Source organism: Paenarthrobacter sp. E2MeOHC11 (genome assembly GCF_058744955.1).
Genome location: NZ_CP196673.1, coordinates 1222115 through 1246242, shown reverse-complemented (window position 1 = coordinate 1246242; position 24128 = coordinate 1222115). Strand labels below are relative to the sequence as shown.

The window sequence follows — 24128 nt, the reverse complement described above, 5'->3', positions numbered from 1 at the left end:
AGGATGGGCCCATGTTCTGCGAAAGTGCAGGCGTTTCCGCAGGGCAGCTCCCGTTTGGAGATTCTGGTCCTCGGCGTGGCAGCGGGCGGCTACGGCAAGCGTTACCCCGTGGGCCGGAAGAAGTGGGCAGAGTATGCGCTCTTCGCTGCTGACGGATCCGGAAATCACAGCGGTGCTGGCCCCATGGGTGCCACGCCCGCTCAACTCACCGCCGCTGAGGAGCGGCTCAAAGCGGTCCCGGATGGGTGGAGGTCATGGCCACTCAGAAGGAACGGGAGGTCTACTCGTTTTTCGGAGCCAGGACCCGCCTGGCTGTGCCGCCGTTCAGTAGGTCCTGGGCCCGGACCGCGATGAGCTCGGACAGGAAGCCGAGAGACTCAGGTGGGGGTGTTTCCGCCGCTGCTGCCGCCATTCTCTCCAGTGTTGAAGCCGCGGTCTGCCGCGCATCGTCGTCGTCCATGCCCCAGGCGGCCCCTTCGGCGACCAGATGTTCCAAGGTGATGTAGCTCAGCCGGATCTGGCCACTGACGGTGTGCCCGGCAAGGCCACTCGGCTGGTACAGCAGCAGGGTTGGCGCCACGTCATAGAGCGGTGCCAGCAGCACTTCTCCACCGTCGCGCAGGGTGAGGGAATAGTTCTTGGAGTGTGCATCGCCGTTGCCGATCAGCAGGTTATAAGTCACGGCGCGCAACAGGTCACGGCGAAACGCGGCCTCGTCGCGGGTGTGCGGCGCCGCGGCGTTGACCAGCCGGGTCAGGCGCGAGGGCGGTGCGGTGGTGCCTTCGTACTTCGCTTCACTGGCCAGGGCCAGGGCCTGGGTGAAGTCTTCCTGGTGCAGCCGATCGCCCTCGCCTGTGCGGTCGAAGCGCTCCACGACGATCGCCCGACGCGACCCGAAGGTTTCCAGATGGGCTTTGGCCGCAGAAAGCCCTGCCGCGGCTGCTATCCGCAGGGCCCAGTCCTCAGCGGGGAGCAGATCCGGGATGGTGGAGTCAAGTGGTTCGGGCTTGATGATGTGGGTCGACACCGAACCACGGCCGGGCCAGGCCCAGCCGTCGCCGTGTCGGGACAGCAGTACCTTGGACTGGACGCCGCCCAGTGACGCAGTGACCAGGAAGTCATCCGGCAGGTCCCATGTCGGGAGGGATTCAACCACCCCGATGACCTCTTCTTCGGTCATGGGCGCAGCAGCGCCCTCCCGCGCGGGAGGTTCCCCGGGCGGCAGAACCTGAACGGCGCCGGCGCAGTCGGCGCCCAAGACACGGAGCAGCCCAAAGGCATCCGGGACAGTGACACCGTGTTCCTTGGCCAGATTGGAACGGACCTGGCCTTCTGGCAGGAGCCCGTCAAAGAAGTTGTAGACCTCCACCCCGTCCAGGCGTTTCCTGGCCAGCGGCAGGGACAGGGACAGCAGGATGGAACCGGCACCGTAGGTTGCCAGCACCTGCGGGTCATATTGGAAGGACAGCTTGAGGCCACTGCCGCGCAGCTCACCGATGCGGTCCCCGCGCAGGTACACGTCAAGGGTCTTGCGGGGGCTCACGGCCGCACCTGCAGCTTGGAAAAGCGCGGTACCAAAGCCACGTCGCGGCCCACCGCCCTGATGGCCTGCATGGCGACGACCACGGAGACTGCTCCGCCGGCTTCGAGACGTACGATGGTTCCGCGGGTGACACCCAGTTTCACGGCGAGTTCCTGCTGCGTGATAGCGGCTTCTTTGCGGGCATCGGCGATGGACCGCCCAAGGGAGGTGGCATCCACAGCCCGGTAGAACTGCGTCAGCTCATCGGAATGTTCCATAAATCGATCATACGGCTCATTGCTCAAAATGACCTATATTTCGAACATTTCTGGAACTTTGGTGAATGTTCGATATTTCCATCATTACGTCCGCCACCTCGCGGGACGTAGCAAGCGAAAAGCCCCGGAAAACCCTAGTGCAAGGGTTTATCCGGGGCTTATACCGAGCTTCCTATCAGAATCGAACTGATGACCTTTTCATTACGAGTGAAACGCTCTACCGACTGAGCTAAGGAAGCACCGCGTCCATCACCGGTTTCCCTGGCGATCACGCAAGACATAACTGTAATAGAGGCACAGCACCCGGGTCAAAACGAGGGCAGTGGCGGCCGTTGCGGGGATGTTCACCCGGGCGTCGGGCCGGGTTCAGGCGGGCGTTTCCCTGCCGCCGGAAGCTGGGAAATCAACCGTGGCGAGGTCCGCCCGCCACTCACAACAGACGAGGGAGCCGCTCAATGACCGGGGACGCATTGAATCGGGATGAATTCACCAGGGACACCAGCCACGCACCCAACCGGCTGCGGCTGGCCGTGGTGGACATGGTGGGGACAACCATCACCGACGATGGCCGCACCGAGCGGGCCATGTCCCAGGCGCTGGTGGAACACGGCATCGAGCCGGGCAGCAGTAGGTTCGAGAGCATGCTCGGCTACGCCCGGGACACCATGGGTTTCTCGAAATTGACCGTCTTCCACCACCTCTTCGAGGAAGCCGTAATTGCCGAAAGCGCCAACAAGGTTTTCGAGAAGGCATACGACCACATGATCGACGACGGCGGTGTCCGCGCCATTCCGGGCGCGGAGGACGCCATTTTGTGGATGCGTGAGTCCGGCATGCAGGTTTGCCTGGCAACAGGGTTCGGCCGCCACACCCAGAACATGGTCCTGGAATCCCTCGGGTGGATGGGCTTGGCGGACCTCAGCCTGTGTCCGGCGGATGCAGGGCGGGGGCGGCCCTACCCGGACATGATCCTGACTGCGGTGCTCGCCCTGGACCTCGATGACGTCCGCGAGGTGGCCGTGGTGGGCGACACCAGCTCGGACATGCTTTCCGGCGTCCGTGCAGGTGCGTCGTTGGTGGCCGGAGTCCTCACTGGCTCGCACTCGGAGGCGACCTTACGCGCGGCCGGCGCCACCGTCGTCGTGGATTCCATCAAGCAGCTCCCGCTCTTGGTGGAGAAGCGGGAAGCCCGGCACTGCTAGCATTTGAGGCCGTCCTGCGGCAGCTTCCCGTCAACAAAGTAATCGTCGACGGCGGCGCTGACGCAGGAGTTCGAGCGGCCGTAGGCTGTGTGCCCCTCACCCTCCCACGTGACAAGTGAGGCGTTCTCCAGCTGCTTGCGCAGCGACTGCGACCACTCCAGGGGAGTGGCGGGATCCCCTGTGGTGCCAACCACCACGATGGGAGCGGAGCCGTTGTATTCGACCGGCGCGGGCGTGCGGGTGTTCTTGTACGGCCAGTCCTTGCAGTTGACCCCGCCGTAAGCGAAGAACGAGCCGAACGTGGGGGAGTCCTGGATAAGGCGTGCTTCCTCGGCCCGCATGCCGGCAGTGTCGGTAACCATGGGGTAGTCCAGGCAGTTGATGGCCTGGAACGCGAAAGCCGAGTTCGAGCTGTACGTGCCATTGGGTTCGCGGTCGGCGCCCAGATCGGCAAGGCGCATCATCTGGGACACATCACCGGAAAAGGCGCTTTCCAGGGCCTGGGTGAGGGCCGGCCAGCTTTGATCGTTGTAAAGGGGCAGGATGAGGCCGTTGACGAAGTCGTTGCTGGTCACCAAACGGCCATCCTTGGCGGTCTGGGGGTTCTGGTCCACGGCATTGATGAGGTCCCTGATTTCCTGGACTCCGTTGTCCACGGAGCCGCTCAGCGGGCACTGGTTCTGTCCCTGGCAACTGGCCACATAGGTGTGGATGGCTCTTTCGAACGCCCGGGCCTGTCCCGCGGTCAGTTCCTCGTTGGTGATGGACGGATCCACGGCGCCATCCAGGACGAGGTGGCCAACGTTGTCGGGGAAGAGTGCAGCATAAGTTGATCCAAGGAAGGTGCCGTAGGAGAAGCCAAGGTAGTTGAGTTTGGCGTCGTTGACCACCGCGCGCAGGATATCCAGGTCCTTGGCCGCGCTCACGGTATCAATGTGCCCCAGGACATCCCCGGTCTGCTCTGAGCACTGCTCAGCGAAGGACTTATTGAAGGCCAGTGCAGCCTCCAGTCCCTCGTCGGTATTCTTCCGGAACACCTTTTCGCGGGCCGCGTCACGTTCGGCATCGCTCATGCAGGTGACGGGGGCGGAGCGTTTCACACCACGGGGATCGAAGCCGACGAGGTCGAAGTTGGACTTCACTTTCTCGGTGAAATTGGTGTTGCCGGCGTCCCTGACGTAGTCCACCCCGGAGCCACCGGGACCGCCGGGGTTGACCAGGATCGACCCCTGTTTATTGCCGGTGCTGGGCAACTTGATGACGGCGAGTGTGATTTCCCCGGACGCCGGGTTGGCGTAATCCTTGGGTACCTGGACTTTGCCGCACTGGAAGCCGTTCTCGCAGGAGCTCCACTCCACGGGCTGTGAATAGAACTTCTCCAAGCCCTTGGGCGCTGATGCTGCGATGGATGGATCCACGGTGCTGGTGGACGGCTTGGCCGTGGGCGTTGGCATGAACGGCAGGGTGCAGGCGCTCAACACCAGCGCGGCAGCAACGGCAACACACGTCGCCACGAAGCCGCGGCCGGCCCCACGCCGGGCAGACCGGTCCCTTGAAGGGGCATCGGCGGACCGGCGGGGTGCGGACTTCATGGATTCTCCTATTGCTGGATGAGACTTGTGGCCATGGACTCGACCGCCAACAGCGGGGCCACATTGGTGGTGGTGATACGGACGCGGGCTTTGTTGATGGCGTCCATCCGGGCCAACGTGGTTTCGGGGTTTGAGTGGCCCGCGTATTCTTCAAGATCGCTCTTGAGCTCAACGTTGACCAGCTCTACGGCGTTCCCCAGCTGGATGATCAGCACGTCCCTGTAGAAGGACAGCAGATCAGTGAGGGTGCGGTCCAACGAGTCAGTGATGGAGCGTTTTGCCCGCCGTTTCTGATCGTCTTCGAGCTGCTTGACCTGGCTGCGCATGGAGGGCGGCAGCGTGCCGGACTCGGGGGCGCCGAGGCTCGCCAGCAGCGCGATCTTCTCCGCGGCGTCACGTTCGTCATTGGAGCTGTTGGCCTCGTCGGTGGCAATCTTGACCAGCTTCTCGGCCATCATCACCGCAGCGGTGACGCCACGAAGGCCGAGTGGAATGCGGACCGTATCCAAACGGCGTTGGCGAGCGTCAGCGTCGCGGGCCAGTCGCCTGGCGATGCCGATATGGCTTTGGGCGGCGCGGGCTGCTATGTCCGCGAGTTGGCGATCAATGCCGTCGCGCCTGACCAGGAGATCGGCGACGTCGGACGCCGGCGGAAGCCGGAGGCTCACCGGACGGCATCGTGAGCGTATGGTGACCAGGACGTCGGCGGGGGAGGGGGCACACAGCATCCAGATGGTGCGGGGCGTGGGTTCCTCGATCGCCTTCAGCAGGACGTTGGTGGTGCGTTCGGCCATACGGTCCGCGTCCTCCACCACAATGATCCGCCACCGGCCAGTGGCAGGCCGGTCGCCAGCCTTGGAGACCAGTTCGCGGGCCTCGTCAATGGTGATGGTGACTTTCTCGGTCCGCACGAATGTCACATCGGAGTGCGTCTCGCCAAGGATAGTGTGGCACGCGGCACACTCCCCACAGCCTCTAAGGGTGACGTCGTCCTGCTCGCAGTTCAAGGCAGCGGCGAAGGCCTTGGCCGCGTTGGAACGGCCGGATCCAGGAGGTCCGGTAAACAGCCACGCATGGGTGAGGCCGGTTTCGCCTTGCGCAGCCTGCTTCAGTTGCGCAACGACGGGCGCCTGCCCCTGAAGGTCGTCCCAGACGCTCACGAACGGTCGCCGGGAACTCGGTCAGCCAGCAGCGATTCCACCCGATCCAGGATCTGCGCGGCGAGGGTGTTGATGTCCGCGCGTGCCGGCAGGACAAGGTAGCCCGACGGCGAAGCCTCTGCGAGGTCCAGGAACGCGTGGCGGATGGCCGAATGGAAAGCATCAGGCTCGGATTCGAGCCTGTCTTCGGTGGCGTCCCCGGCGGTCCGGCGCTGGCGGCCGTCGGAAGGGTCGACGTCGAGCAATACTGTCAGGTCCGGACGCAAACCTTCCGTGGCCCACTCGTTCAAGGTCAAGACGCCATCGGCGCCCAAGCCACGGCCGGCACCTTGATAGGCAACTGAGGAGTCCACGTAGCGATCAGTAATGACCACCGTCCCCTCAGACAGGGCGGGACGGATCACCTGGTTGGCATGGGCGGCGCGGGCGGCGGCAAACATGAGGGCTTCGGTACGGGCATCGATGGTGCCGTGGCCGTGGTCCAAAACCAGGGAACGCAACTTCTCGCCAATGGGAGTGCCGCCGGGCTCGCGGGTGCGCAGCACGGAAAATCCCCGCGACTCAAGGGCGTCAGAGAGCCGGGCGGCCTGGGTGGACTTGCCCGCTCCGTCCCCGCCCTCGAAGGCGATGAAAAGGCCTGGGCTCTGAATACTCACGCGTCTAGCCTACCGAGCTTCCCTGGCATCAAAGGCGCGTAACGCCTTTCATCCACAGTGGTGGCCGCGACTACGCTGAAACCATGAGCCTTTCCGATCAGCACGCCGCCGACTTGTCTCCGGAAACCGTCGTGGTTGCGGCTGGCCGCCCCGAGCGGGCCCACGATGAGCCGGTGAATCCGCCCATCGTCTTGTCCTCCACATACTTCGGAACCGGTGCGCTGGGTGAGGGAGACCGCGGCTACGGACGCTATGCAAACCCCACGTGGGATCCGTTCGAGGACGCGCTGGCCAAGCTGGAGGGCGCCGCCCTCCCGGGGCTGCTCTACGCATCGGGTCTCGCGGCAGTCAGTTCGGCCCTCTCCCTGGTACCTGCCGGTGGCGTCGTCGTGATGCCGTCCCACAGCTATGCGGGTTCGCTTGTGATGGCAACGGAACTGGCAGAGAAGGGCTTCCTGGAACTGCGCACGGTGGACATCACGGACACCGATGCCGTGAAATCGCTCATCAGTCCTGAAAGCGGCAAGCAGGCGGACCTCCTCTGGCTGGAAAGCCCCACCAACCCAATGCTCGGTATCGCCGATATCCGCGCGCTCACCGATGCCGCCCACGCCGTGGGAGCCATCGTGGTCACGGACAACACGTTCTCCACGCCGTTGGTGCAGCAGCCGCTCAGCCTGGGATCCGACGTCGTGCTCCACTCGGTGACCAAATACCTGGCCGGACATTCGGACGTCGTTTTGGGCGCCCTCGTCACGTCCAACCCGGAGCTGCGCGCCACCCTTCTTCATCACCGGATCATCCACGGTGGAATCGCCGGCCCGTTCGAAGCCTGGCTGGCACTGCGTGGCCTCCGCACGCTGGCGCTTCGGATTGAACGTTCGCAGGCTTCGGCCGCGACGCTCGCAGAACGCCTCAGCACCCACCCGCGCGTCGAAACCATCCGCTACCCGGGCCTCCCCACAGATCCCGGGCACGAGCGCGCCAAGGTCCAGATGAAGGGCTTCGGCTCCATCCTCTGCATCCAGATCACAGGCGACGAGCACCGCAGTGGTGCCGACGCCGCCGACGAGCTGGTCCGTGCGCTGGAGCTGTGGCTTCCGGCCACGTCCCTTGGCGGGGTGGAGTCCCTGATTGAGCGCCGACGCCGGCACACGGCCGAGCCGCTCAGCGTTCCGGAGAACCTGGTCCGCTTGAGCGTCGGAATCGAGAACGTGGAAGACCTCTGGTCCGACCTTGAGCAAGCGCTGAAGTCGCTGGACGGCTAGGCTAAAGGGCGTGGACGGAAAACTCTTGATTGCCTACGTCACCAACGGGGTCTACTTCATCCTCGGCTTGGTGGCCCTCGCCCTGGAAGTGTGGGCCTTCGCGGACTGCCTGCGCCACCGGCCGACGCTCTTCGTGGCTGCCTCCAAGCGGACAAAGACGTTCTGGACCGCCCTCACCGGCGTCGCTTTTGCGATCGGCGCCCTGACGGTCTTCACCGGCGGAAGCGGCCTGGGCCTCTTCGGCATCGCCGCCGTCACTGCGGCGTGCGTGTACCTTGCCGATGTCCGTCCAGCCCTGCGTGAAGCAGGCAGCGGCGGCAACCGCAACGTCGGCCCGTACGGCCCCTGGTAAAAGGCGTTACTGGTCAATCCGGCCGCTGCTGAGGCGCCACGGCGTCCCACGCCACGGTCAGTTCACCGAGGCGCCACCGCGAGGGGCCATCCTGCAGTGGCCACCCGGCGTCGCGCAATGAACGGCACATTCCGGTCCATCGCTGCCGGTTTCCGAAGGACGCCAACGGCGCCGCCTCCAGCCATGCCTTATCCATGGCCTGCAAGAACGCGTGGATGGCTTCACCGGGCACGTTCCGGTGGATCAGGGCTTTCGGCAACCGCTCAGCAACGTCCGACGGCAGCTCAAAACTGCCAAACCGGACAGAAAAGCTCAGGCTCAACGGTCGCTCGGAATCCAACGCCACCCACGTGACGCGGCGGCCAATCTCGTCGCACGTGCCGTCGATGAACAGCCCGCCCGGAGCAAGCCGCGACTGCACCAGACTCCAGATTCCGGCAACGTCAGCTTCCTCGTATTGCCGCAGTACGTTGAAGGCGCGGACCAGAACGGGCTTTCCGGGCACCGGGACTTCGAATCCGCCCACATGGAAGCTCAGCCCTGGCCGCTCCAGGGGCTTCGCTGTCCGGACGCGCTCCGGTTCAATCTCGATCCCGCAGACCCGGACATCCGGCCTGACGGCCTGCAGCCGTTCAAAAAGTTCGACGGCGGTAGTCGGCGAAGCGCCGTAGCCCAGGTCCACCACCAGGGGCTCGACGGCGGCGCGAAGCCGCCAGGCTTGCGGCCCGGCAAGCCAGCGGTCCAGGCGGCGCATGCGGTTGGGATTGGTCGTGCCGCGGGTGATATTCCCTACGGGCTTCCCGCCCCGACTTCGGGGAGAGCCCACCCGTTCCGCTTTTTGCACCACGGCCCCCACTTTATCTCGCGCGGCCGTAATGCCCGGCAGGCAATGGAGCTGCTCAGCTAGGATGAAAACCATGACTTACAAGCTGATTCTGCTGCGCCACGGCCACAGCGACTGGAACGCCAAGAACCTGTTCACCGGTTGGGTGGACGTTGACCTGAACGACCAAGGCCGCGAAGAAGCAGTGCGCGGTGGGGAACTCCTGGTTGAGAACAACATCCTCCCGGACGTCCTTTACACCTCGCTCCTGAAGCGTGCCATCAACACCGCCAACATGGCACTGGACAAGGCCAACCGCGGCTGGATCCCGGTCAAGCGCGACTGGCGCCTCAACGAGCGCCACTACGGCGCACTGCAGGGCAAGGACAAGGCCCAGACCCTCGCCGAGTTCGGTGAAGAGCAGTTCATGGAATGGCGCCGCAGCTACGACACCCCGCCGCCGCCCCTGTCCGACGACAGCGAATTTTCCCAGGCGCACGATGTCCGCTACGCGGATCTCGGCGACGCCCTGCCGCGCACTGAATGCCTCAAGGACGTCCTGGTCCGTCTCCTTCCCTACTGGGAATCGGACATCAAGGAAGACCTGAAGGCCGGCAAGACCGTCCTGGTCACGGCACACGGCAACTCCCTGCGCGCGCTGGTCAAGCACCTTGATGGCATCAGCGACGACGCCATTGCTTCGCTGAACATCCCCACGGGTATCCCGCTGGTGTACGAGCTGGACGAGGACTTCCAGCCGATCAACCCGGGCGGTACGTACCTGGATCCCGAAGCAGCAGCCCAGGCCATCCTCGCGGTAGCCAACCAGGGCAAAAAATGACGCGTTAGTGAAAACTACGACGGCGGCCGGTCACCTCAGGTGACCGGCCGCCGTCGTACTTAATGCGCTGAGGCTAGAAGCCTTCGGGCTGCCATTCGCCCGTCACCAGGTAGGTGACCTTTCGGGCAACCGAGACGCCGTGGTCGGCGAAGCGCTCGAAGTAGCGGCTGGCCAGGGCCACGTCCACGGTGGTGGACGGGCTCTCGCTCCACTCAGGGGAGGCGATCGCCTTGAAGACGCTGAGGTGGAGGTCGTCCACGGCGATGTTGATCTTCAGGATGTCGCGGGCAACCTCAAGGTCGCGGGTCTCGAGAAGCTCGATGACCTTGGCCGTGATTTCGATGTCGTGCTGGGCCATGGCCTTGAAGGTCTGGGTCAGCGAAGCGGGGATAACGGTGGCCGGGTAGCGCAGGCGCGCCAGCTGGGCCACGTGGCGGGCGAGATCACCCATGCGTTCCAGCGATGCACTCATGCGCAGCGAACCCACAATCATGCGGAGGTCGCTCGCGACAGGGCCCTGCAAAGCAAGGATGTCGATGGCACGCTCGTCGAGGCTGTTCTGCAGGAAGTCGATGCGGGCATCCGCCGCGATGACGTCCTGGGCAAGATCCACGTCGGCGCCTTCGAAGGAAGTAGTAGCCTTCGTGATCGCTTCGTGAACCAGCTTGGAGATCTCGATGAGGTCGTCACCTACCTGGGTGAGCTCCTCCTGAAAAACCTTGCGCACTAAGGCGTCCTTTCCTTGGAAATCCCGTTCCCATGGTGGGGGTCGGATTTCAAAACCATTGGCAGTCCAACCAGTAACTGTGTCAGGACCCAGTGAACTGTTCGGCACCTTTAGATGAACGTTAGTTGAACCGTCCCCGTTTAGCGCCGGATCAATGCTTGGCCGTGTTTCCACAGCATAAGCTGGACACGTGGATCCATTGCTCATAGGTGTCGTCGCAGGCCTCGTCGGTCTGTCGTTGGGCGTCTTTGGCATGCTCGCGTTCAAGATCAGCGAGCGGCAACGCAGCATTGTTGACCTGGACGTTACTGAACCCCTGCTCCCCGAAGGGGCAGCGGAAGTGCTGGCCGTCGTCGGGCGTGCGTTTGTTGTTGTGGACGCGATCGACGGCGTGGTCCGCGCCAGTCCGGCAGCTTACGCCTATGGCCTCGTCCGCGGGCACACCGTGGTTCATAAGCAGCTCCTGGACATGACAGCGAAGGTCCGCCGCGACGGCGTGATCCTGGAGGAGCAATACGAGCTCCCTCGTGGGCCGCTGGGCAAGGGCACCATTGTGGTCCAGGTCCGGACAGCCATGCTCGGCTGGGAATACATCCTGCTCCTGGCGGACGACCGCACCGAGATCACCCGCACCGAGGAGATCCGCAACGACTTCGTGGCCAACGTCTCCCACGAGCTCAAAACCCCCGTGGGCGCCATCTCGCTCCTGGCAGAGGCCTTGGAAGCCTCTCCCGATGACGAGGAAGCAGTGCGCCGGTTTGCCAAGCGCATGCACAAGGAGTCCGGCCGGCTCGCAGCCCTGGTTCAGGACATCATTGAACTTTCCCGCCTGCAGGGTGCCAATGTCGCCCAGCAGGGGCACTCCGTGGACATCAACACCGTGATCACGGAGGCAGTTGATCGTTCACAGCTGCCGGCGGAGAGCAAGAACATTCACATCGTGGTGGGCGGACACTCCGAGTCGCTGGTGTTCGGCGACCGGGACTTGCTGGTCACCGCACTGCGAAACCTGATCGACAACGCCATCCGCTATTCACCGGAAAACACCCGGGTTGGCGTCGGCCTCCGAACAAGGGAAGGCGTCGTCGCCATCTCCGTCACGGACCAGGGCGAGGGGCTGACTCCCGAGGACCAGGAACGGGTGTTCGAACGCTTCTATCGCGTTGACGCTGCGCGTTCCCGGCACACGGGCGGAACCGGCCTTGGCTTGAGCATCGTCAAGCACGTTGTCTCCAACCACGGCGGCGAGGTGACCGTATGGTCCCAGCCCGGCCAGGGGTCCACGTTCACCATCCGCTTGCCGGAGATGGAAGGCCAGGATGACGACGCCGGCGTTCCGGCTCCCGCTGCCACAGCGGTTCCGTCCACCGGACTTCCGGCGGAACCTGCCGCCGTCGAGCCCCACCACGCGAGCCAACAACCTCAGCATGCGGGACAACAACCTCGTATCCCGAGCCAACAAGGGGGCGCCAACGGCGCCCAAGAGCAAGGAGCCAGCGCTTGAGCCGGATTTTGATTGTGGAGGACGAAGAGTCCTTCAGCGACCCCCTGTCCTATCTCTTGGGCAAGGAAGGGTTCGACGTCGAGGTAGTAGACAACGGCAGTGACGCCTTGGTGGAGTTTGACCGCAACGGTGCCGACCTGGTTCTGCTGGACCTCCAGCTGCCGGGAACGCCGGGAACGGAAGTGTGCCGGCAGTTGCGCCAGCGCTCCAGCGTGCCCGTGATCATGCTGACCGCCAAGGACTCGGAAATCGACAAGGTGGTGGGCCTCGAGTTGGGTGCCGACGACTACGTCACCAAGCCCTATTCGTCCCGGGAACTCGTAGCCCGCGTCCGTGCTGTCCTCCGCCGCCAGGGCGAGCCAGAGGAACTCATTACGTCAACTGTGCAGGCCGGGCCGGTCCGCATGGACATCGAACGCCACGTGGTGAGCGTCAACGGCGAGCAGGTGTCCCTGCCGTTGAAGGAGTTCGAACTTCTGGAGATGCTGCTCCGAAACTCAGGCCGCGTCCTGACCCGGGGGCAGCTCATCGATCGCGTATGGGGCTCTGACTATGTCGGAGACACCAAAACGCTGGACGTCCACGTGAAGCGCCTCCGCAGCAAGATCGAGCCCGATCCCTCCGCTCCGCGTTACCTGGTGACGGTGCGCGGGCTGGGCTACAAGTTCGAGCCGTAAAGCGGCAGCAACACAAAGGAAGGGCCCAGTTCACGTGAACTGGGCCCTTCCTTTGTTATACGGCTTGTAGCGTGCTGCCTGCTAGTGTCCGGCTGCTGCGGACTCCGTGGGAGTCGCAGAGGACGTCGACGTCGACGTTGCTGTCGGGGTCGGCGTGGAGGGCAGGTATTTGGCGTACTCGGGGAGCGTGCCATCAACCACCGGTACGTTGACCGTGGCGGAGTCAGATCCACTACGGATGGTGATCGGGGTCAGGCCACCAGGGATAACGCCTGCGGTGCTGAGGATCGCAGCATCAGTGGTGTCGTTCAGGTACGTCTCAGAGTTGGCTTTGACCGGAATCTCGGTCTGGGACCCGTTGGCACCGCTCATGGTGAGGGTGGCGTCGCTGCTGGACTGGTTGAACACAGCACCTATGACACGACCAGGCTCGTTCTCGCCCGAGGCAACAATCAGGATGTTGCGCAACTGCAGGGGACCAAGATCAGCTTTGATCCCGTCCGATGCCGAGTACTGGTGGGTAGTCTGCTGGGCGTTGACGAAACCACAGCCGGTGACGGACAGAAGACCGACGCCGATTGCAGCCGCCGCAATTGCCAGCTTGCCGCGCTGGACAGGGTTCATCGCAGTATTGCGCACGACACCTACTCCTCAAGAGTCATTGGAACACTTTTCAGCCATAGCCTATCGGCAAACCCCCCAAAATAAGGATTCGGGAAGGCATTGTGGCGCAGCCAACCGAGAAGATCTGCGCGCCAGGTTGCTTGCTCGAAGCATCTTTCCCCGGTTTCGTCAAGAGGTTGGAGGAAGTCGTTTAAGGCCTTATTCCCTGTATTGGCGCGGCTGGAGGGCCCGTCCGATGCCAGTCGTATGCCTTAACCGTGATAGACTAATCTGCGGGAAAGGGGAAAGTCCACATGGTTTTTGAGGTCGGCGAGACAGTAGTTTACCCTCACCACGGTGCAGCAAAAATTGAGGAAATCAAGATGCGCACCATCAAGGGCGAAGAGAAGATGTATCTCAAGCTCAAGGTGGCTCAGGGTGATCTGACCATTGAAGTTCCAGCAGAGAACGTTGACCTTGTTGGGGTCCGGGACGTAGTGGGCAAAGAAGGCTTGGAGCACGTATTTGACGTTCTCCGCGCCGAGTTCACTGAAGAGCCTACCAACTGGTCACGTCGTTACAAGGCGAACCTGGAGAAGCTTGCTTCGGGCGATGTCATCAAGGTGGCGGAGGTCGTTCGCGATCTTTGGCGTCGTGATCACGATCGCGGCCTTTCCGCAGGCGAGAAGCGGATGCTGGCCAAGGCGCGGCAGATTCTGATTTCAGAACTGGCCCTGGCCGAGAAGACAGACGAAGAGAAGGCTGCAAGCGTTCTTGACGAGGTCTTGGCTTCCTAAGAATTGAGCCCCGGTGGTGCGACAGCGCCGCCGGGTTTCTTTTTGCCCAAATACAGCCGGAGTTACTTGATCATCAAGTAACTTCAAGTACTTCCAAGTAATCTTGGGCCCATGAGTACTCCTTCCAAGCGCGCCGTCACGGCCGTGATCGTGGTCGCCGCCGGTTCCGGTGAACGACTTGGCTACGGCATGCCCAAAGCCCAGGTTCCGCTCGGCGGCGAAGCCATCCTGATGCACGCTCTCCGCGGTGTTGTAGCGTCGGATGTCGCACGCCAGATCTGCATAGCCGTGCCCAAGGGCAACACCGAACTTCGCGAGCTGATCGCCGACTTCACGATTGACCTGGTGGATGGCGGCCCGGAAATTTCAGTGGTCGACGGCGGTTCGTCCCGGGCGGATTCCGTCCGGGCTGCCTTGGCTGCCTTGGAAGACGGAACCGAATTCGTACTCGTCCACGATGCTGCCCGCGCGCTGGCCCCTGAGCGCGTGTTCCAACGCGTAGCCGACGCCCTGGCCTCCGGCGCGAAGGCAGTCATCCCCGCGATGCCGGTGGTGGACACCATCAAGACGGTCGCCGAGACCGCTGGCGCGGACTCCTCCATCGCTCCGGAGGTGGTTACCGGAACAGCGCCCCGCGAACACCTCAGGGCCGTCCAGACTCCTCAGGGCTTTGAACTGGCCACCCTGCGCCGGGCACACCAGGCTGCTGAGCTCTTCGACGACAAACAGGCCGCAGCCGTGACGGATGACGCCATGTTGGTGGAGCTTCTGGGCGTTCCGGTCCACGCTGTCCGCGGAGCCAGCCAGTCCCTCAAGATCACGACTCCGCTGGACCTCATCATTGCCGAGGGCCTTCTGGAAGGCCCGCTGGGTATCCGTTGGGTGGAGGGCTGATGACCCGGAACATGATCCTGCCCCGGACCGGCATCGGCGTCGACGTGCACGCGTTCGCCCCGGAAGACGACCCCCAGCCGCTCTGGCTTGGCGGGCTTTTCTGGGAAGGTGAGCAAGGCCTTTCAGGGCATTCCGACGGCGATTGCGTCGCCCACGCAGCCGCGGACGCGCTGTTTTCGGCCTGCGGTATCGGTGACCTGGGCACCCACTTCGGCACGGACCGCCCCGAGTTCGCTGGCGCCTCGGGGGTAAAGCTCCTTGGTGAAGCGGCCCGCATTGTGCGCGCTGCCGGCTTCGAGATCGGGAACGTTGCAGTGCAGTTCGTGGCCAACCGTCCCAAGTTCGGACCCCGGCGGGAAGAATCCCAGCGGGTTCTGACCGAAGCCGCAGGTGCTCCTGTCAGCGTTACGGCAACCACCAGCGACGGTCTGGGCTTCACAGGCCGCGGGGAAGGAATTTCGGCTGTTGCCACGGCACTGGTGTACCCGGTCCGCGACCATGAGGCTACGACGGCGGAGACGGGTCCCGCGAAAGGTGCGCCGCATGGATAAGCTGCGTGCCGGCGTCGTGCGTTCCGCAGTGGGGCTGTCCCTGGGCCTTGCTGCTGCGCTCCTGCTGGGCGGTTGTGCGGGGACACCGAAGATGGACGTCGCGGCCAGCTGTGAGTTCCTGAATAACGACACCTTCAAGCCTGATGGCAACCAACAGCAGCAGTCCAAACAGATCGCCGCGCATTATCACGAGATCGCTGACAAACTGGCTCCGGAGATCGGCAACCCGATCAAGGACATGGCCGCGATCATGGACGAAGCGGCCGCTTCATCGCTTGGCGCGGCCACCAAGGACCAGCAGGAGAAGCTCACGGTCCAGTTCAATAAGATCGGCGAATACTGCAAGTAGGCAGGTCACACCGCGTCATCGGCTAATCTGGAGCGGTGACCCTGCGCTTCTATGACACCGCCTCCGCCGAAGTCCGCGACTTCGTTCCCCTCGAAGACGGCAAGGCCAGCGTGTACTACTGCGGGGCCACCGTCCAGGGAATGCCGCACGTGGGCCACGTCAGGTCGGCCATTGCTTTCGACCAGCTGACCCGTTGGCTTGAATTCCGTGGCCTCCGCGTGACTGTGGTGCGGAACGTCACCGACATCGACGACAAAATCCTTGCCAAGTCCGCCCAGTCCTTCGGACCGGACTGGGATGCTGAACCGTCCGCGCGCCAGGCCGAAGAGTGGTGGGCCCTCGCGTACCGGTACGAGCAGGAGTTCGAGGGCGCTTACGATTCTTTGGGCGTCCAGCGGCCCACCTACGAACCCCGCGCCACCGGGCACATCCCGGAAATGCACGCGCTCATCCAGCGCCTCATCGACCGCGGCCATGCCTACCCAGCACTGGACGATTCCGGCGATGTCTACTTCGATGTCCGCTCCTGGAGCAAGTACGGCTCGCTCACGCGGCAAAATATCGATGACATGCAGGGAGCCCCCGACGCCGACCCCCGCGGCAAGCGCGACCCGAGGGACTTCGCGCTGTGGAAGGGTTTCAAAGACGGCGAGCCCGCCACCGCCAAGTGGGAGTCACCCTGGGGCGCGGGACGTCCCGGCTGGCACCTCGAATGCTCCGCCATGGTCACCAAGTATCTGGGCCCTCGATTTGATATCCACGGTGGAGGACTGGACCTCCGCTTCCCGCACCACGAGAACGAGATGGCCCAATCCCAAGCCGCCGGCGACGGGTTCGCCAACTTCTGGATGCACAACGGCATGGTCACCTTCGAGGGTGAAAAGATGTCCAAGTCCATCGGCAATACGGTGAGCCCGGCCGAGATGCTCGAACTCGCCTCACCCCGGGTGGTTCGCTACTACCTGGGACAGGCACACTACCGCTCCATCCTCGATTACCGGCCCACGTCGTTGCAGGAGGCTGCAGCCGCCGTCGAGCGCATTGATGGCTTCATTCACAAGGCCTCCGCCAAGGTGGGGGCAGACGCCTCAGGCATTTCCCCGCAGGCCAACATGCCGGCTGCCTTCATCGCCGCCATGGACGATGACCTCAATGTGCCCCAGGCCCTCGGAGTGCTTCACGAAACGGTACGGGCAGGCAATACAGCCTTGGCCTCCGGGGAGCTTGATGCTGCGAAGTCCGCCCTCTACAGCGTGCTGTCCATGACGGAAGTCCTGGGACTGGACGCAGTAAAGCGTCCGGAAGCTGTCCAAGGGCGCGAACACGCTGCCCTGGAAGTGCTGATCGAAGCTCAACTCGACGCCCGGGCAGCGGCGCGGGCCGCCAAGGACTGGGCCGCCTCCGACGCGATCCGCGACACGCTCGCCGCCGCCGGCGTCGTCGTCGAAGATGGTGCGGACGGCGCCACTTGGAGCCTCAAACGCGACTGACAAACGGCCGCGGCGGCCGAATTGCATCGGGTCAGTAGACTTGATTCCAGACTTACTCACAAAATCAAGGATGGAATCTCATGGCCAACAACGGTCGCCGGTCGGTCAAGCAGAAGAAGGGCCCCTCCACCGGAACCGGTGGCCACGGCCGCAAGGCCCTGGAGGGCAAGGGTCCCACGCCCAAGGCGGAGGACCGCACCTACCACAAGGCATACAAGAACAAGCAGCTGGCTGAGCGCTCAGCTGCCAAGCGCGGCACGGGTACCCGCCCCGGTGGCGCCGGTGCCCGCTCAGGCCCCAAGGGCCGTGCAACCGAAGAACTGGTTACCGGCCGCAACTCGGTGGTCGAAGCCCTGCGCGCGGGCATTCCGGCCAAGGCACTGCACGTCGCCATCCGGATCGAGATGGACGACCGCGTCAAGGAATCCCTCAAGCTCGCGGCTGAACGCGGCATCCCGCTGCTCGAAACCGGCAAGGTTGAGCTGGACCGCATGACCGAGGACGCCGTGCACCAGGGCCTCGTCCTGCAGATCCCGCCGTACGAATACGAGGACGCCTACGACCTCGCGGAGACAACCCTGGCCAAGTGGAAGAAGGGGCACATCTCCAACGCTCCGATCTTCGTGGCACTGGACGGCATCACCGACCCCCGCAACCTTGGCGCGATCATCCGCTCCGTCTCCGCGTTCAGCGGCCACGGCGTGATCGTTCCCGAGCGTCGCTCCGTCGGCGTTACCGCGTCCGCCTGGAAGACCAGCGCTGGTGCCGCTGTCCGCGTACCCGTGGCCCGCGCGTCGAACCTTAACAACGCGCTTAAGCAGTTCAAGAACATGGGCATCTACGTTCTCGGCCTGGACGGCGACGGCGACGTTTCGCTGCCCGATCTCAGTGTGGCCACGGAACCCGTGTGCATCGTCGTGGGCTCCGAAGGCAAGGGCCTGAGCAGGCTGGTCCGCGAAAACTGCGACCAGATCGTCTCGATCCCGATCGACTCCGCCATGGAGTCGCTCAATGCATCCATGGCCGTCGGTATCTCGCTGTACGAAGTGTCGAGGCAGCGCGCCGCTAAGTAATCCACGGTGAGGCGGCGTTGCCGTCATCCTCCGCATGCTCGCTCGTTCCTCGCTTAGACGCATGCTTCCGGATGACGGCCACGCCGCCTTTCGGCCGACGCTCGCTCACCTTTCGTCGGTTTTCGGCCGACGCTCGCTCACAGTTGGAGCTGGCTCTAGAAGTTGTGGCGGTTGGCCAGCACCGGGAGTTTTTGTCGGGCTTCCTCCACCACCGTGGGGTCGAGGTCGGCGAAGATGAGGCCCGGTTCGCCTTCGAGCGCTTCCAGGACCTGGCCGAAAGGGGACACGACGGCGGAGTACCCCACTCCTGTGGGCGCAGCACCCTTGGCCTCGACACCCTGCGTGGCCGGATCGCCTTGGCCGCAGGCGAGCACAAACGTGGTGGTGTCAACGGCACGGGCGCGGGCGAGAAGTTGCCACTGCTCGGCTTTGCCCGGACCTGATCCCCATGACGCCGAGACGATGTTGACCGCAGCGCCGCGATCGGCGTTGGCCGTGAACAGCGCAGGGAAGCGGATGTCGTAACAGGTGGCCAGGCCAAAGGTGAGGCCGCCGGCGTCGAACGTTATGGGGTCCGTACCCGCCTCAACGGTGTCCGACTCCGAGAAGCCGAACGCGTCGAAAAGGTGAATCTTGTCGTAGCTTGCTTCGACACCTGGTCCGGTGGCGAGCAGCGTGTTCCGCACCCGCCGGGCACCCGAGTCCGAGGCAGTACCGGGAGTGAACATGCCCGCCACGATGACCAGCTGCAGTTCAGCGGCAAGGGCGCGCACGCGGCTGGCCCACGGCCCTTCCAAAGGTTCGGCGATGTCCAGCAGCGAGTTTCCGAACGCGCGCATCATCGCCTCGGGAAACACCACCAACCCGGCGCCACCCTCCTTGGCCCGGCGGGCGTACTCCTCCAGGAGCCGCAGGTTGTCGGCCAGATCCCGGCCGGTGATGACTTGGGCGAGTGCCACGCGCACGATAGAACCTCCAGTTGTCTCCGTCCCAGTATGCCAAGCGGGCGCCGCGGAAGCGGCCCACGCGACACATTGGAGTAGACCCCGCCGCCTGAATCAGGTTTCGGAATAATGTTCGAGCACGTGAACGGCATAAGTAATCTGGCGCTTAGCGCGCAAGTAATGAAATCGCTACGCAGAACCTCGTCACATGAGAAGCCGGCGCGGCACATACAGGGCGTGGAACTAAACTTGCAAGTAATGGTTATGCCTATTTTTGACACAGAAGCCGCCGTCGACGCCTCACGGCCACGGCCCCTTGGACTGAGCACGCCCCAGCCCGATCTCGTCGATGCCGAAAACACGCAGAATCATCACGTGAACGTGGCCGTTTTCGCGCCCGACCTGGAGCAAGTAGAGATTGCCTTCCAGGCTCCCGGCGAGCCGTGGCGCGCCCACGCCCTTCCCAACGTCGAGGACGGCGTCCACTTCGGGCTGGTGAGCGGGGTAGCGCCGGGCACCCGGTATGGTTTCCGGGCGGCACCAGCCGAGACCGGCCTCCCCATGTCCGTGCCGGCTTTGGACCTGGACGACGACGGCGAACAGCGGCTGCTGCTCGATCCCTACGGTCGCGCTGTGGACCAGCGGGGCGAATTCCTCACGAGTGTCCACCTGGAAACCGGCTTTGACTGGGGCGATGACCAACCGCCGCGTATTCCGCTCCGAACCTCGGTCATCTACGAGGCCCACGTCCGTGGGCAGACGATGCTTCACCCGGATATCCCGGAGCACCTTCGCGGCACCTACGCCGGCATGGCGCATCCGGTGATGATCCAGCACCTCACAGAGCTTGGCATCACCGCTGTTCAGCTCCTGCCAATCCATTTCCACTTGGACGAGTCACATCTCCAGGACCTTGGCATGACCAACTACTGGGGCTACAACACGGCTGCCTTCTTTGCCCCGCATTCGGACTACGCCACCGAAGCTGCCCGCAACGCTGGCCCCCACGCGGTTCAGGACGAACTCAAGGGCATGATCAAGTTGCTGCACGCAGCGGGCATCGAGGTCATCCTGGACGTGGTGTACAACCACACCGCCGAAGCAGGTCCGGACGGTCCTGCCCTCAGCTTCCGTGGACTGGCAGAGAAGCGCTATTACCGGCACGATGCCCACGGGCGCTACCTGGACACCACCGGCTGTGGCAACACCCTGGACTTCAGCGATCCCGTGGTGGTGGACCTGGCCCTGGATTCCCTGCGGTACTGGGTCAACGACTTCCACGTGGATGGCTTCCGCTTCGACCTCGCAGTGACCCTGTGCCGGGATGCGGGCAACACGTTCGATCCCCAGCACCCCTTCCTGCAGGCCATTGCGGAGGATCCGGTATTGTCGGCGGTCAAGCTCATCGCCGAGCCTTGGGACGTTGGCTACGGTGGCTGGCAGACAGGCCGCTTCCCGCACGGTTGGTCGGATTGGAATGACCACTTCCGCGACGGCGTCCGCAGCTTCTGGCTGTCCGACCGCGCAGCCATCGAAGCCGGTGGCCAGGGCGGTTCCGTGGCCTCCTTGGCTGAACTCATGGCCGGTTCGGCCAACCTCTTTGCCTCCTCGGGACGCACCCGGCTGGCCTCGGTCAACTTCATCACGGCCCACGACGGCTTCACCCTCAAGGACTTGGTGAGCTACGACCGTAAGCACAACGAGGCCAACGGTGAGCAGAACCGCGACGGCCACGGAGATAACCGCAGCTACAACCACGGCGTGGAAGGCAGGAGCGAAAACGAGGCCATCGTTGCTGCCCGTGCCCTGTCCGTTCGGAACCTGATGGCCACCTTGCTGTTGTCCTTCGGGGTTCCCATGATTACTGCCGGCGACGAACTTGGCCGCACCCAGCAGGGCAACAACAACGCCTACTGCCAGGACAACCCCACGGCGTGGCTGGACTGGAGCCGAACCCAGGAAGCCAATGCCATGTTCAGGACCACGCGGGAGCTGGTCAGGCTCCGCCGCTGGTTCCTGAGGCACCAGCCTGAGAGCTTCCCCGGCAACGCGAACGATTCCAGCCTGCAGTGGTTCGACGATAAAGGTAAGCGGATGACCCCGGCGCGCTGGAACGATCCCAATGTGCGCTCCGTCCAGCTCCTGATGGGCCATGAGGACAGCGAAATTCGTGGCTTGATCGTGGTTAATGGCAGCAACCAGGACGTGAAGATGGTTCTGCCGGAGATCCTCAGCGAATCGGGCATCGGCAAGCGCATGTTTGAACTTCGCTTCACTACGTCGGTGCTGCACGATCGCCGGAAGGGCGCGTTGGTGGCCTCCGGCGAGCGGGATATCCTGCAAGCCAACACCATCAACATCTACCGCACGTAGGCACACCAATCAGGAGTTCTTCGCATGAACCGCAGCCGCAACAAACTGGTGGCTTTCGCGGGACTGGTGATCGCCGTCGTCGTGCTGGTGGTCGCCATGGTGGGCGGAGGTGGGTTAACAGCGCAAACCACGACGCCGGAACCTGGCTCCGCGACGTCGGCCGCCGCGACGCCGGGGGCCGCGGTGGTGGCAAACCCTTCGTCGCTGCCCGCCATCAACGCCTCGCAGCTACCCAGGGAAGCCCGCCAGACGCTGACCCTCATCGCGAAGGGTGGCCCGTACCCGTATGACCGTGACGGCGTGAACTTCGGCAACTTCGAAGGCCTCCTGCCCAAGAAGTCCGGCGGCTTCTACAAGGAGTACACGGTGCCCACACCCGGAGAGTCGGACCGGGGCGCCCGCCGGATCATCGTGGGCAAGGACGCTGCCAAGTACTACACCGCGGACCATTACGAATCGTTCAAGTTCATCGTCGAAGGCAAGTAGGAGCCCATGAAGATCTATTCTGCAGACACCTGGACCCTTGAAGAACTACGGGAGCAGATTTCCGACGCCGGCCGCAGGACCGTGATGGTCCCCCCGGCAACCACCAAGCAAGCGGTCCTGGAAGTCTTCGCCCAGGTCCTGGACTTCCCTGAGTACTACGGTGTGAACCTGGACGCCCTGAACGACTCCCTGCACGATTACGCCGACGCCCTCTCAGAGGACGACGGCGGACCCGTCACCATGATCTGGCAGGTCCCGGCCGCTTACCGCACAGACCGGTCCTTCGGGGTAGTCTGCGAAGTCCTCCAAGACGCAGAGCGCTACGCCGGCCGCGACCTCGCGGTCATCGCCGTGTTCGAGAATTAGTCGCTCCAACGTCATACCAGTGGGGGCAAGCCACGGCGCAAACAGCGACTTGAGTGCTCTGACGGAGAGTTGAGGCGTGGCCCAGCATTGATCCTATGCGTTCGTGATTCCCGCCGAAGCGCTTAAGTGGTGCGTGCCACCCAATCGTGATGCGAGAATTTAAATATTTCTGCGCTTTTTCCGACTATTTTCCAAAGTTTGACGCTAAATGTGTCGAGCGATACATTTCGGAGGGGCCTTTAGGCTCTACGTCATTTGCGTATTAGGGATTACGGCGGTGCCACGTACGGAGCCGACAATTCGACCTGGATGGGGTCGTTTGATAACAAGACCAGTTCGGTCAAGAACTTCGGCTACTACGTCACTTGGTGGCAGGACATCAACTACGGCGGTGCTGGCTTTGGCAGCGCTAACGACTACAGCGCCCTGGGTTGGTACGTGCCCTTCCTGGGTACATGGAATGACAACATCAGCAGCTTCCACAGGGGCTAAACCCACGCAGCGGTTCGCATACATCGAGTGAGCGGCACCATGCTTTGACCTGCCGATAAAGTGTCGGCAGGTCAAAGTTCTTGTCTGAAAATAGGCCCGGCTACTACTAGTCGAGGCGTAAGAAACGAGATTGGACGCGGGATGGTGTCGAGAAGAACTACTGGACGACGGGCACGCTGGACAAGGTATTTTGTGGCCTCGCTTGCCACAGGCCTAGCGTTGGCTAGTTCATCTTGTTCGGGGGGTGCGGACAGTTCAATCACGCCGGACTCATCGGGAAAAGTGAATCTGGATTACGAGAACTCTCTGATCGTATTCCCAGTGGACGCATACAGAATTTCGGCCCGTGATCGCTCTCAGATTCTTCTGGCGAGGGAAGTCATCATGACCACGTGCATGAAGGAATTTGGCTTCATCGATGATCCGAATGCTGCTTATCCGAAGGCAGAGAACCGGAACTTCGGCGTGTGGAACGTTGATCGAGTGAGACAGTACGGCTTCCGGCTTATTGGAGAAGATGCTCAATCGAACCAGAAGCACGACGAGGCAGGCTCGTGGGGGGATGCCAGGTACAAATGTCTTGCCAGCGAAAAGAGCAAGATTGATGAAATCACTCCACCTGATGACCTGATGAATGGTGGTGCTGCAGCGGAAATTGCTTTGAAAAGTCTCAGGATGGCATCAGAAACTGACGCTTGGAAGAATGCCAAGGGCGACTGGGACAAATGCATCTCAGCGGCTGGCTTGACGCCGGGGCGGGATGCTGCCAACGCCAAGTGGTCGAGCCAGCAGTCCTTTGACCTGCAGGCGAGGACAGATCAGCAAAACCCGTCGAAGTCGGACACAGCCGAAGGCGTCCGAATCGCCACGATTGAGGCCGAATGCAACCAGGAAGTCCGGCTCACCCAAACGCTCGGTGATATTCAGGCAAGCTACCAGCTGCCGCTCATCAAGCAGAATGAGGCAGTTCTTACCGCGCTCAAGAATAGAAGCCAGAACTACGTGGATGCCGCCGAGAAGTTACTGAAAGAGACGCAGTGATCGATGAGCAGCCCCGGCAGAGTGCCGCGGCAGCTGTTGGATTGAGTCGACTCTCGCGACGGTGGCT

General features: G+C 63.1%; 27 protein-coding genes and 1 tRNA gene. 18 read left to right on the top strand and 10 right to left on the bottom strand.

From position 1 onward, the window contains the following. Positions 1-3 precede the first annotated feature (3 nt). Complete coding sequence (locus ACSSVG_RS05730; protein WP_492419151.1) at positions 4-354, top strand: DUF6226 family protein; 351 nt, start codon at positions 4-6, stop codon at positions 352-354. Here the strand turns inward: ACSSVG_RS05730 and ACSSVG_RS05725 are convergent. The 3 genes from ACSSVG_RS05725 to ACSSVG_RS05715 all read right to left on the bottom strand — a co-directional run bounded on the left by ACSSVG_RS05725 (position 281) and on the right by ACSSVG_RS05715 (position 2039). Next, positions 281-1543: a type II toxin-antitoxin system HipA family toxin gene (locus tag ACSSVG_RS05725; RefSeq protein ID WP_492417809.1), complete on the bottom strand. Its 1263-nt coding sequence runs from the start codon at positions 1541-1543 to the stop codon at positions 281-283. The two genes, ACSSVG_RS05730 and ACSSVG_RS05725, sit on opposite strands and share 74 nt — an antisense overlap. Further along, positions 1540-1800 carry a helix-turn-helix transcriptional regulator gene (locus tag ACSSVG_RS05720; RefSeq protein ID WP_492417807.1) on the bottom strand — a complete coding sequence of 87 codons (261 nt, stop codon included), beginning with the start codon at positions 1798-1800 and terminating at the stop codon, positions 1540-1542. The genes ACSSVG_RS05725 and ACSSVG_RS05720 overlap by 4 nt, the downstream gene beginning before the upstream one ends. Before the next feature lie 166 nt (positions 1801-1966). Then, positions 1967-2039 (bottom strand) — tRNA-Thr (locus ACSSVG_RS05715). A 216-nt stretch (positions 2040-2255) separates the two neighbouring features. Between ACSSVG_RS05715 and ACSSVG_RS05710 the strand changes: the two genes are divergently transcribed. Then, entirely contained in the window at positions 2256-3002 is a 747-nt protein-coding gene (locus tag ACSSVG_RS05710) for an HAD family hydrolase (protein WP_492417805.1), read from the top strand. On the opposite strand, the gene ACSSVG_RS05705 is transcribed toward ACSSVG_RS05710, so the two are convergent. Genes ACSSVG_RS05705 through tmk form a run of 3 tightly spaced genes read right to left on the bottom strand, consistent with a single transcriptional unit; the run spans position 2999 to position 6410 of the window. Then, positions 2999-4594 (bottom strand): alpha/beta hydrolase, encoded by a 1596-nt coding sequence (locus ACSSVG_RS05705; RefSeq protein WP_492417803.1) that lies wholly within the window; start codon positions 4592-4594, stop codon positions 2999-3001. The genes ACSSVG_RS05710 and ACSSVG_RS05705 overlap by 4 nt on opposite strands. Before the next feature lie 8 nt (positions 4595-4602). Then, positions 4603-5754, bottom strand: coding sequence for a DNA polymerase III subunit delta' (locus ACSSVG_RS05700; RefSeq protein ID WP_492417801.1), 1152 nt, complete (start codon positions 5752-5754; stop codon positions 4603-4605). Then, positions 5751-6410, bottom strand: a complete 660-nt coding sequence (tmk, locus tag ACSSVG_RS05695) for a dTMP kinase (protein ID WP_492417799.1) — start codon at positions 6408-6410, stop codon at positions 5751-5753. Before tmk ends, ACSSVG_RS05700 begins: the two co-directional genes overlap by 4 nt. Before the next feature lie 83 nt (positions 6411-6493). On the opposite strand from tmk, the gene ACSSVG_RS05690 reads away from it, so the two are divergent. Together ACSSVG_RS05690 and ACSSVG_RS05685 are read left to right on the top strand one after the other, a co-directional pair. Next, positions 6494-7678, top strand: a complete 1185-nt coding sequence (locus tag ACSSVG_RS05690) for a trans-sulfuration enzyme family protein (protein WP_492417797.1) — start codon at positions 6494-6496, stop codon at positions 7676-7678. A 10-nt stretch (positions 7679-7688) separates the two neighbouring features. Then, complete coding sequence (locus tag ACSSVG_RS05685; RefSeq protein WP_159704615.1) at positions 7689-8030, top strand: DUF2516 family protein; 342 nt, start codon at positions 7689-7691, stop codon at positions 8028-8030. Between the two features lie 13 nt (positions 8031-8043). Here ACSSVG_RS05685 and ACSSVG_RS05680 read toward each other — a convergent pair whose 3' ends face one another. Next, positions 8044-8877, bottom strand: a complete 834-nt coding sequence (locus tag ACSSVG_RS05680; protein WP_231341819.1) for a class I SAM-dependent methyltransferase — start codon at positions 8875-8877, stop codon at positions 8044-8046. A gap of 70 nt (positions 8878-8947) precedes the next feature. On the opposite strand from ACSSVG_RS05680, the gene ACSSVG_RS05675 reads away from it, so the two are divergent. Then, positions 8948-9694 (top strand): phosphoglyceromutase, encoded by a 747-nt coding sequence (locus ACSSVG_RS05675; protein WP_253466575.1) that lies wholly within the window; start codon positions 8948-8950, stop codon positions 9692-9694. 73 nt (positions 9695-9767) lie between these two features. Here ACSSVG_RS05675 and phoU read toward each other — a convergent pair whose 3' ends face one another. Next, the gene (gene phoU / locus ACSSVG_RS05670) at positions 9768-10421 is read right to left on the bottom strand and encodes a phosphate signaling complex protein PhoU (protein ID WP_024819653.1); all 654 of its coding nucleotides are present in this window, start codon (positions 10419-10421) and stop codon (positions 9768-9770) included. Positions 10422-10620: 199 nt separating this feature from the next. On the opposite strand from phoU, the gene ACSSVG_RS05665 reads away from it, so the two are divergent. Beyond that, positions 10621-11925, top strand: a complete 1305-nt coding sequence (locus ACSSVG_RS05665; RefSeq protein ID WP_492419149.1) for a sensor histidine kinase — start codon at positions 10621-10623, stop codon at positions 11923-11925. Continuing rightward, positions 11922-12602, top strand: coding sequence for a winged helix-turn-helix domain-containing protein (locus ACSSVG_RS05660; RefSeq protein WP_020608526.1), 681 nt, complete (start codon positions 11922-11924; stop codon positions 12600-12602). The genes ACSSVG_RS05665 and ACSSVG_RS05660 overlap by 4 nt, the downstream gene beginning before the upstream one ends. 81 nt (positions 12603-12683) lie before the next feature. Here ACSSVG_RS05660 and ACSSVG_RS05655 read toward each other — a convergent pair whose 3' ends face one another. After that, on the bottom strand, positions 12684-13226 hold the full coding sequence (locus ACSSVG_RS05655; protein ID WP_231343363.1) for a hypothetical protein: 543 nt from the start codon (positions 13224-13226) through the stop codon (positions 12684-12686). Between the two features lie 293 nt (positions 13227-13519). Here ACSSVG_RS05655 and ACSSVG_RS05650 point away from each other — a divergent pair, with 293 nt between their 5' ends. The 6 genes from ACSSVG_RS05650 to rlmB all read left to right on the top strand — a co-directional run bounded on the left by ACSSVG_RS05650 (position 13520) and on the right by rlmB (position 18359). After that, positions 13520-14002 carry a CarD family transcriptional regulator gene (locus ACSSVG_RS05650; RefSeq protein WP_011690592.1) on the top strand — a complete coding sequence of 161 codons (483 nt, stop codon included), beginning with the start codon at positions 13520-13522 and terminating at the stop codon, positions 14000-14002. Positions 14003-14113: 111 nt separating this feature from the next. Then, positions 14114-14896 (top strand): 2-C-methyl-D-erythritol 4-phosphate cytidylyltransferase, encoded by a 783-nt coding sequence (ispD, locus tag ACSSVG_RS05645; protein ID WP_231343361.1) that lies wholly within the window; start codon positions 14114-14116, stop codon positions 14894-14896. Continuing rightward, complete coding sequence (gene ispF, locus ACSSVG_RS05640; protein WP_231343360.1) at positions 14896-15447, top strand: 2-C-methyl-D-erythritol 2,4-cyclodiphosphate synthase; 552 nt, start codon at positions 14896-14898, stop codon at positions 15445-15447. Before ispD ends, ispF begins: the two co-directional genes overlap by 1 nt. Next, positions 15440-15796, top strand: a complete 357-nt coding sequence (locus ACSSVG_RS05635) for a hypothetical protein (RefSeq protein WP_231343359.1) — start codon at positions 15440-15442, stop codon at positions 15794-15796. The genes ispF and ACSSVG_RS05635 overlap by 8 nt, the downstream gene beginning before the upstream one ends. A gap of 35 nt (positions 15797-15831) precedes the next feature. Then, entirely contained in the window at positions 15832-17286 is a 1455-nt protein-coding gene (gene cysS, locus ACSSVG_RS05630; protein WP_492417792.1) for a cysteine--tRNA ligase, read from the top strand. Between the two features lie 80 nt (positions 17287-17366). Next, positions 17367-18359, top strand: a complete 993-nt coding sequence (gene rlmB, locus ACSSVG_RS05625; protein WP_159704595.1) for a 23S rRNA (guanosine(2251)-2'-O)-methyltransferase RlmB — start codon at positions 17367-17369, stop codon at positions 18357-18359. A 155-nt stretch (positions 18360-18514) separates the two neighbouring features. On the opposite strand, the gene ACSSVG_RS05620 is transcribed toward rlmB, so the two are convergent. Continuing rightward, positions 18515-19324: a carbon-nitrogen hydrolase family protein gene (locus ACSSVG_RS05620; RefSeq protein ID WP_492417790.1), complete on the bottom strand. Its 810-nt coding sequence runs from the start codon at positions 19322-19324 to the stop codon at positions 18515-18517. A gap of 237 nt (positions 19325-19561) precedes the next feature. Between ACSSVG_RS05620 and glgX the strand changes: the two genes are divergently transcribed. From glgX to ACSSVG_RS05595, 5 genes are all read left to right on the top strand, one after another. Then, positions 19562-21676, top strand: a complete 2115-nt coding sequence (gene glgX / locus ACSSVG_RS05615; protein ID WP_492417788.1) for a glycogen debranching protein GlgX — start codon at positions 19562-19564, stop codon at positions 21674-21676. A gap of 24 nt (positions 21677-21700) precedes the next feature. Next, the gene (locus ACSSVG_RS05610; RefSeq protein ID WP_231342678.1) at positions 21701-22162 is read left to right on the top strand and encodes a guanyl-specific ribonuclease; all 462 of its coding nucleotides are present in this window, start codon (positions 21701-21703) and stop codon (positions 22160-22162) included. A gap of 6 nt (positions 22163-22168) precedes the next feature. Continuing rightward, positions 22169-22528, top strand: coding sequence for a barstar family protein (locus tag ACSSVG_RS05605; RefSeq protein ID WP_354232656.1), 360 nt, complete (start codon positions 22169-22171; stop codon positions 22526-22528). A gap of 309 nt (positions 22529-22837) precedes the next feature. Continuing rightward, positions 22838-23020, top strand: a complete 183-nt coding sequence (locus ACSSVG_RS05600; protein WP_492417786.1) for a hypothetical protein — start codon at positions 22838-22840, stop codon at positions 23018-23020. A 384-nt stretch (positions 23021-23404) separates the two neighbouring features. Continuing rightward, positions 23405-24061: a hypothetical protein gene (locus tag ACSSVG_RS05595; RefSeq protein ID WP_492417784.1), complete on the top strand. Its 657-nt coding sequence runs from the start codon at positions 23405-23407 to the stop codon at positions 24059-24061. Positions 24062-24128: the final 67 nt, after the last annotated feature.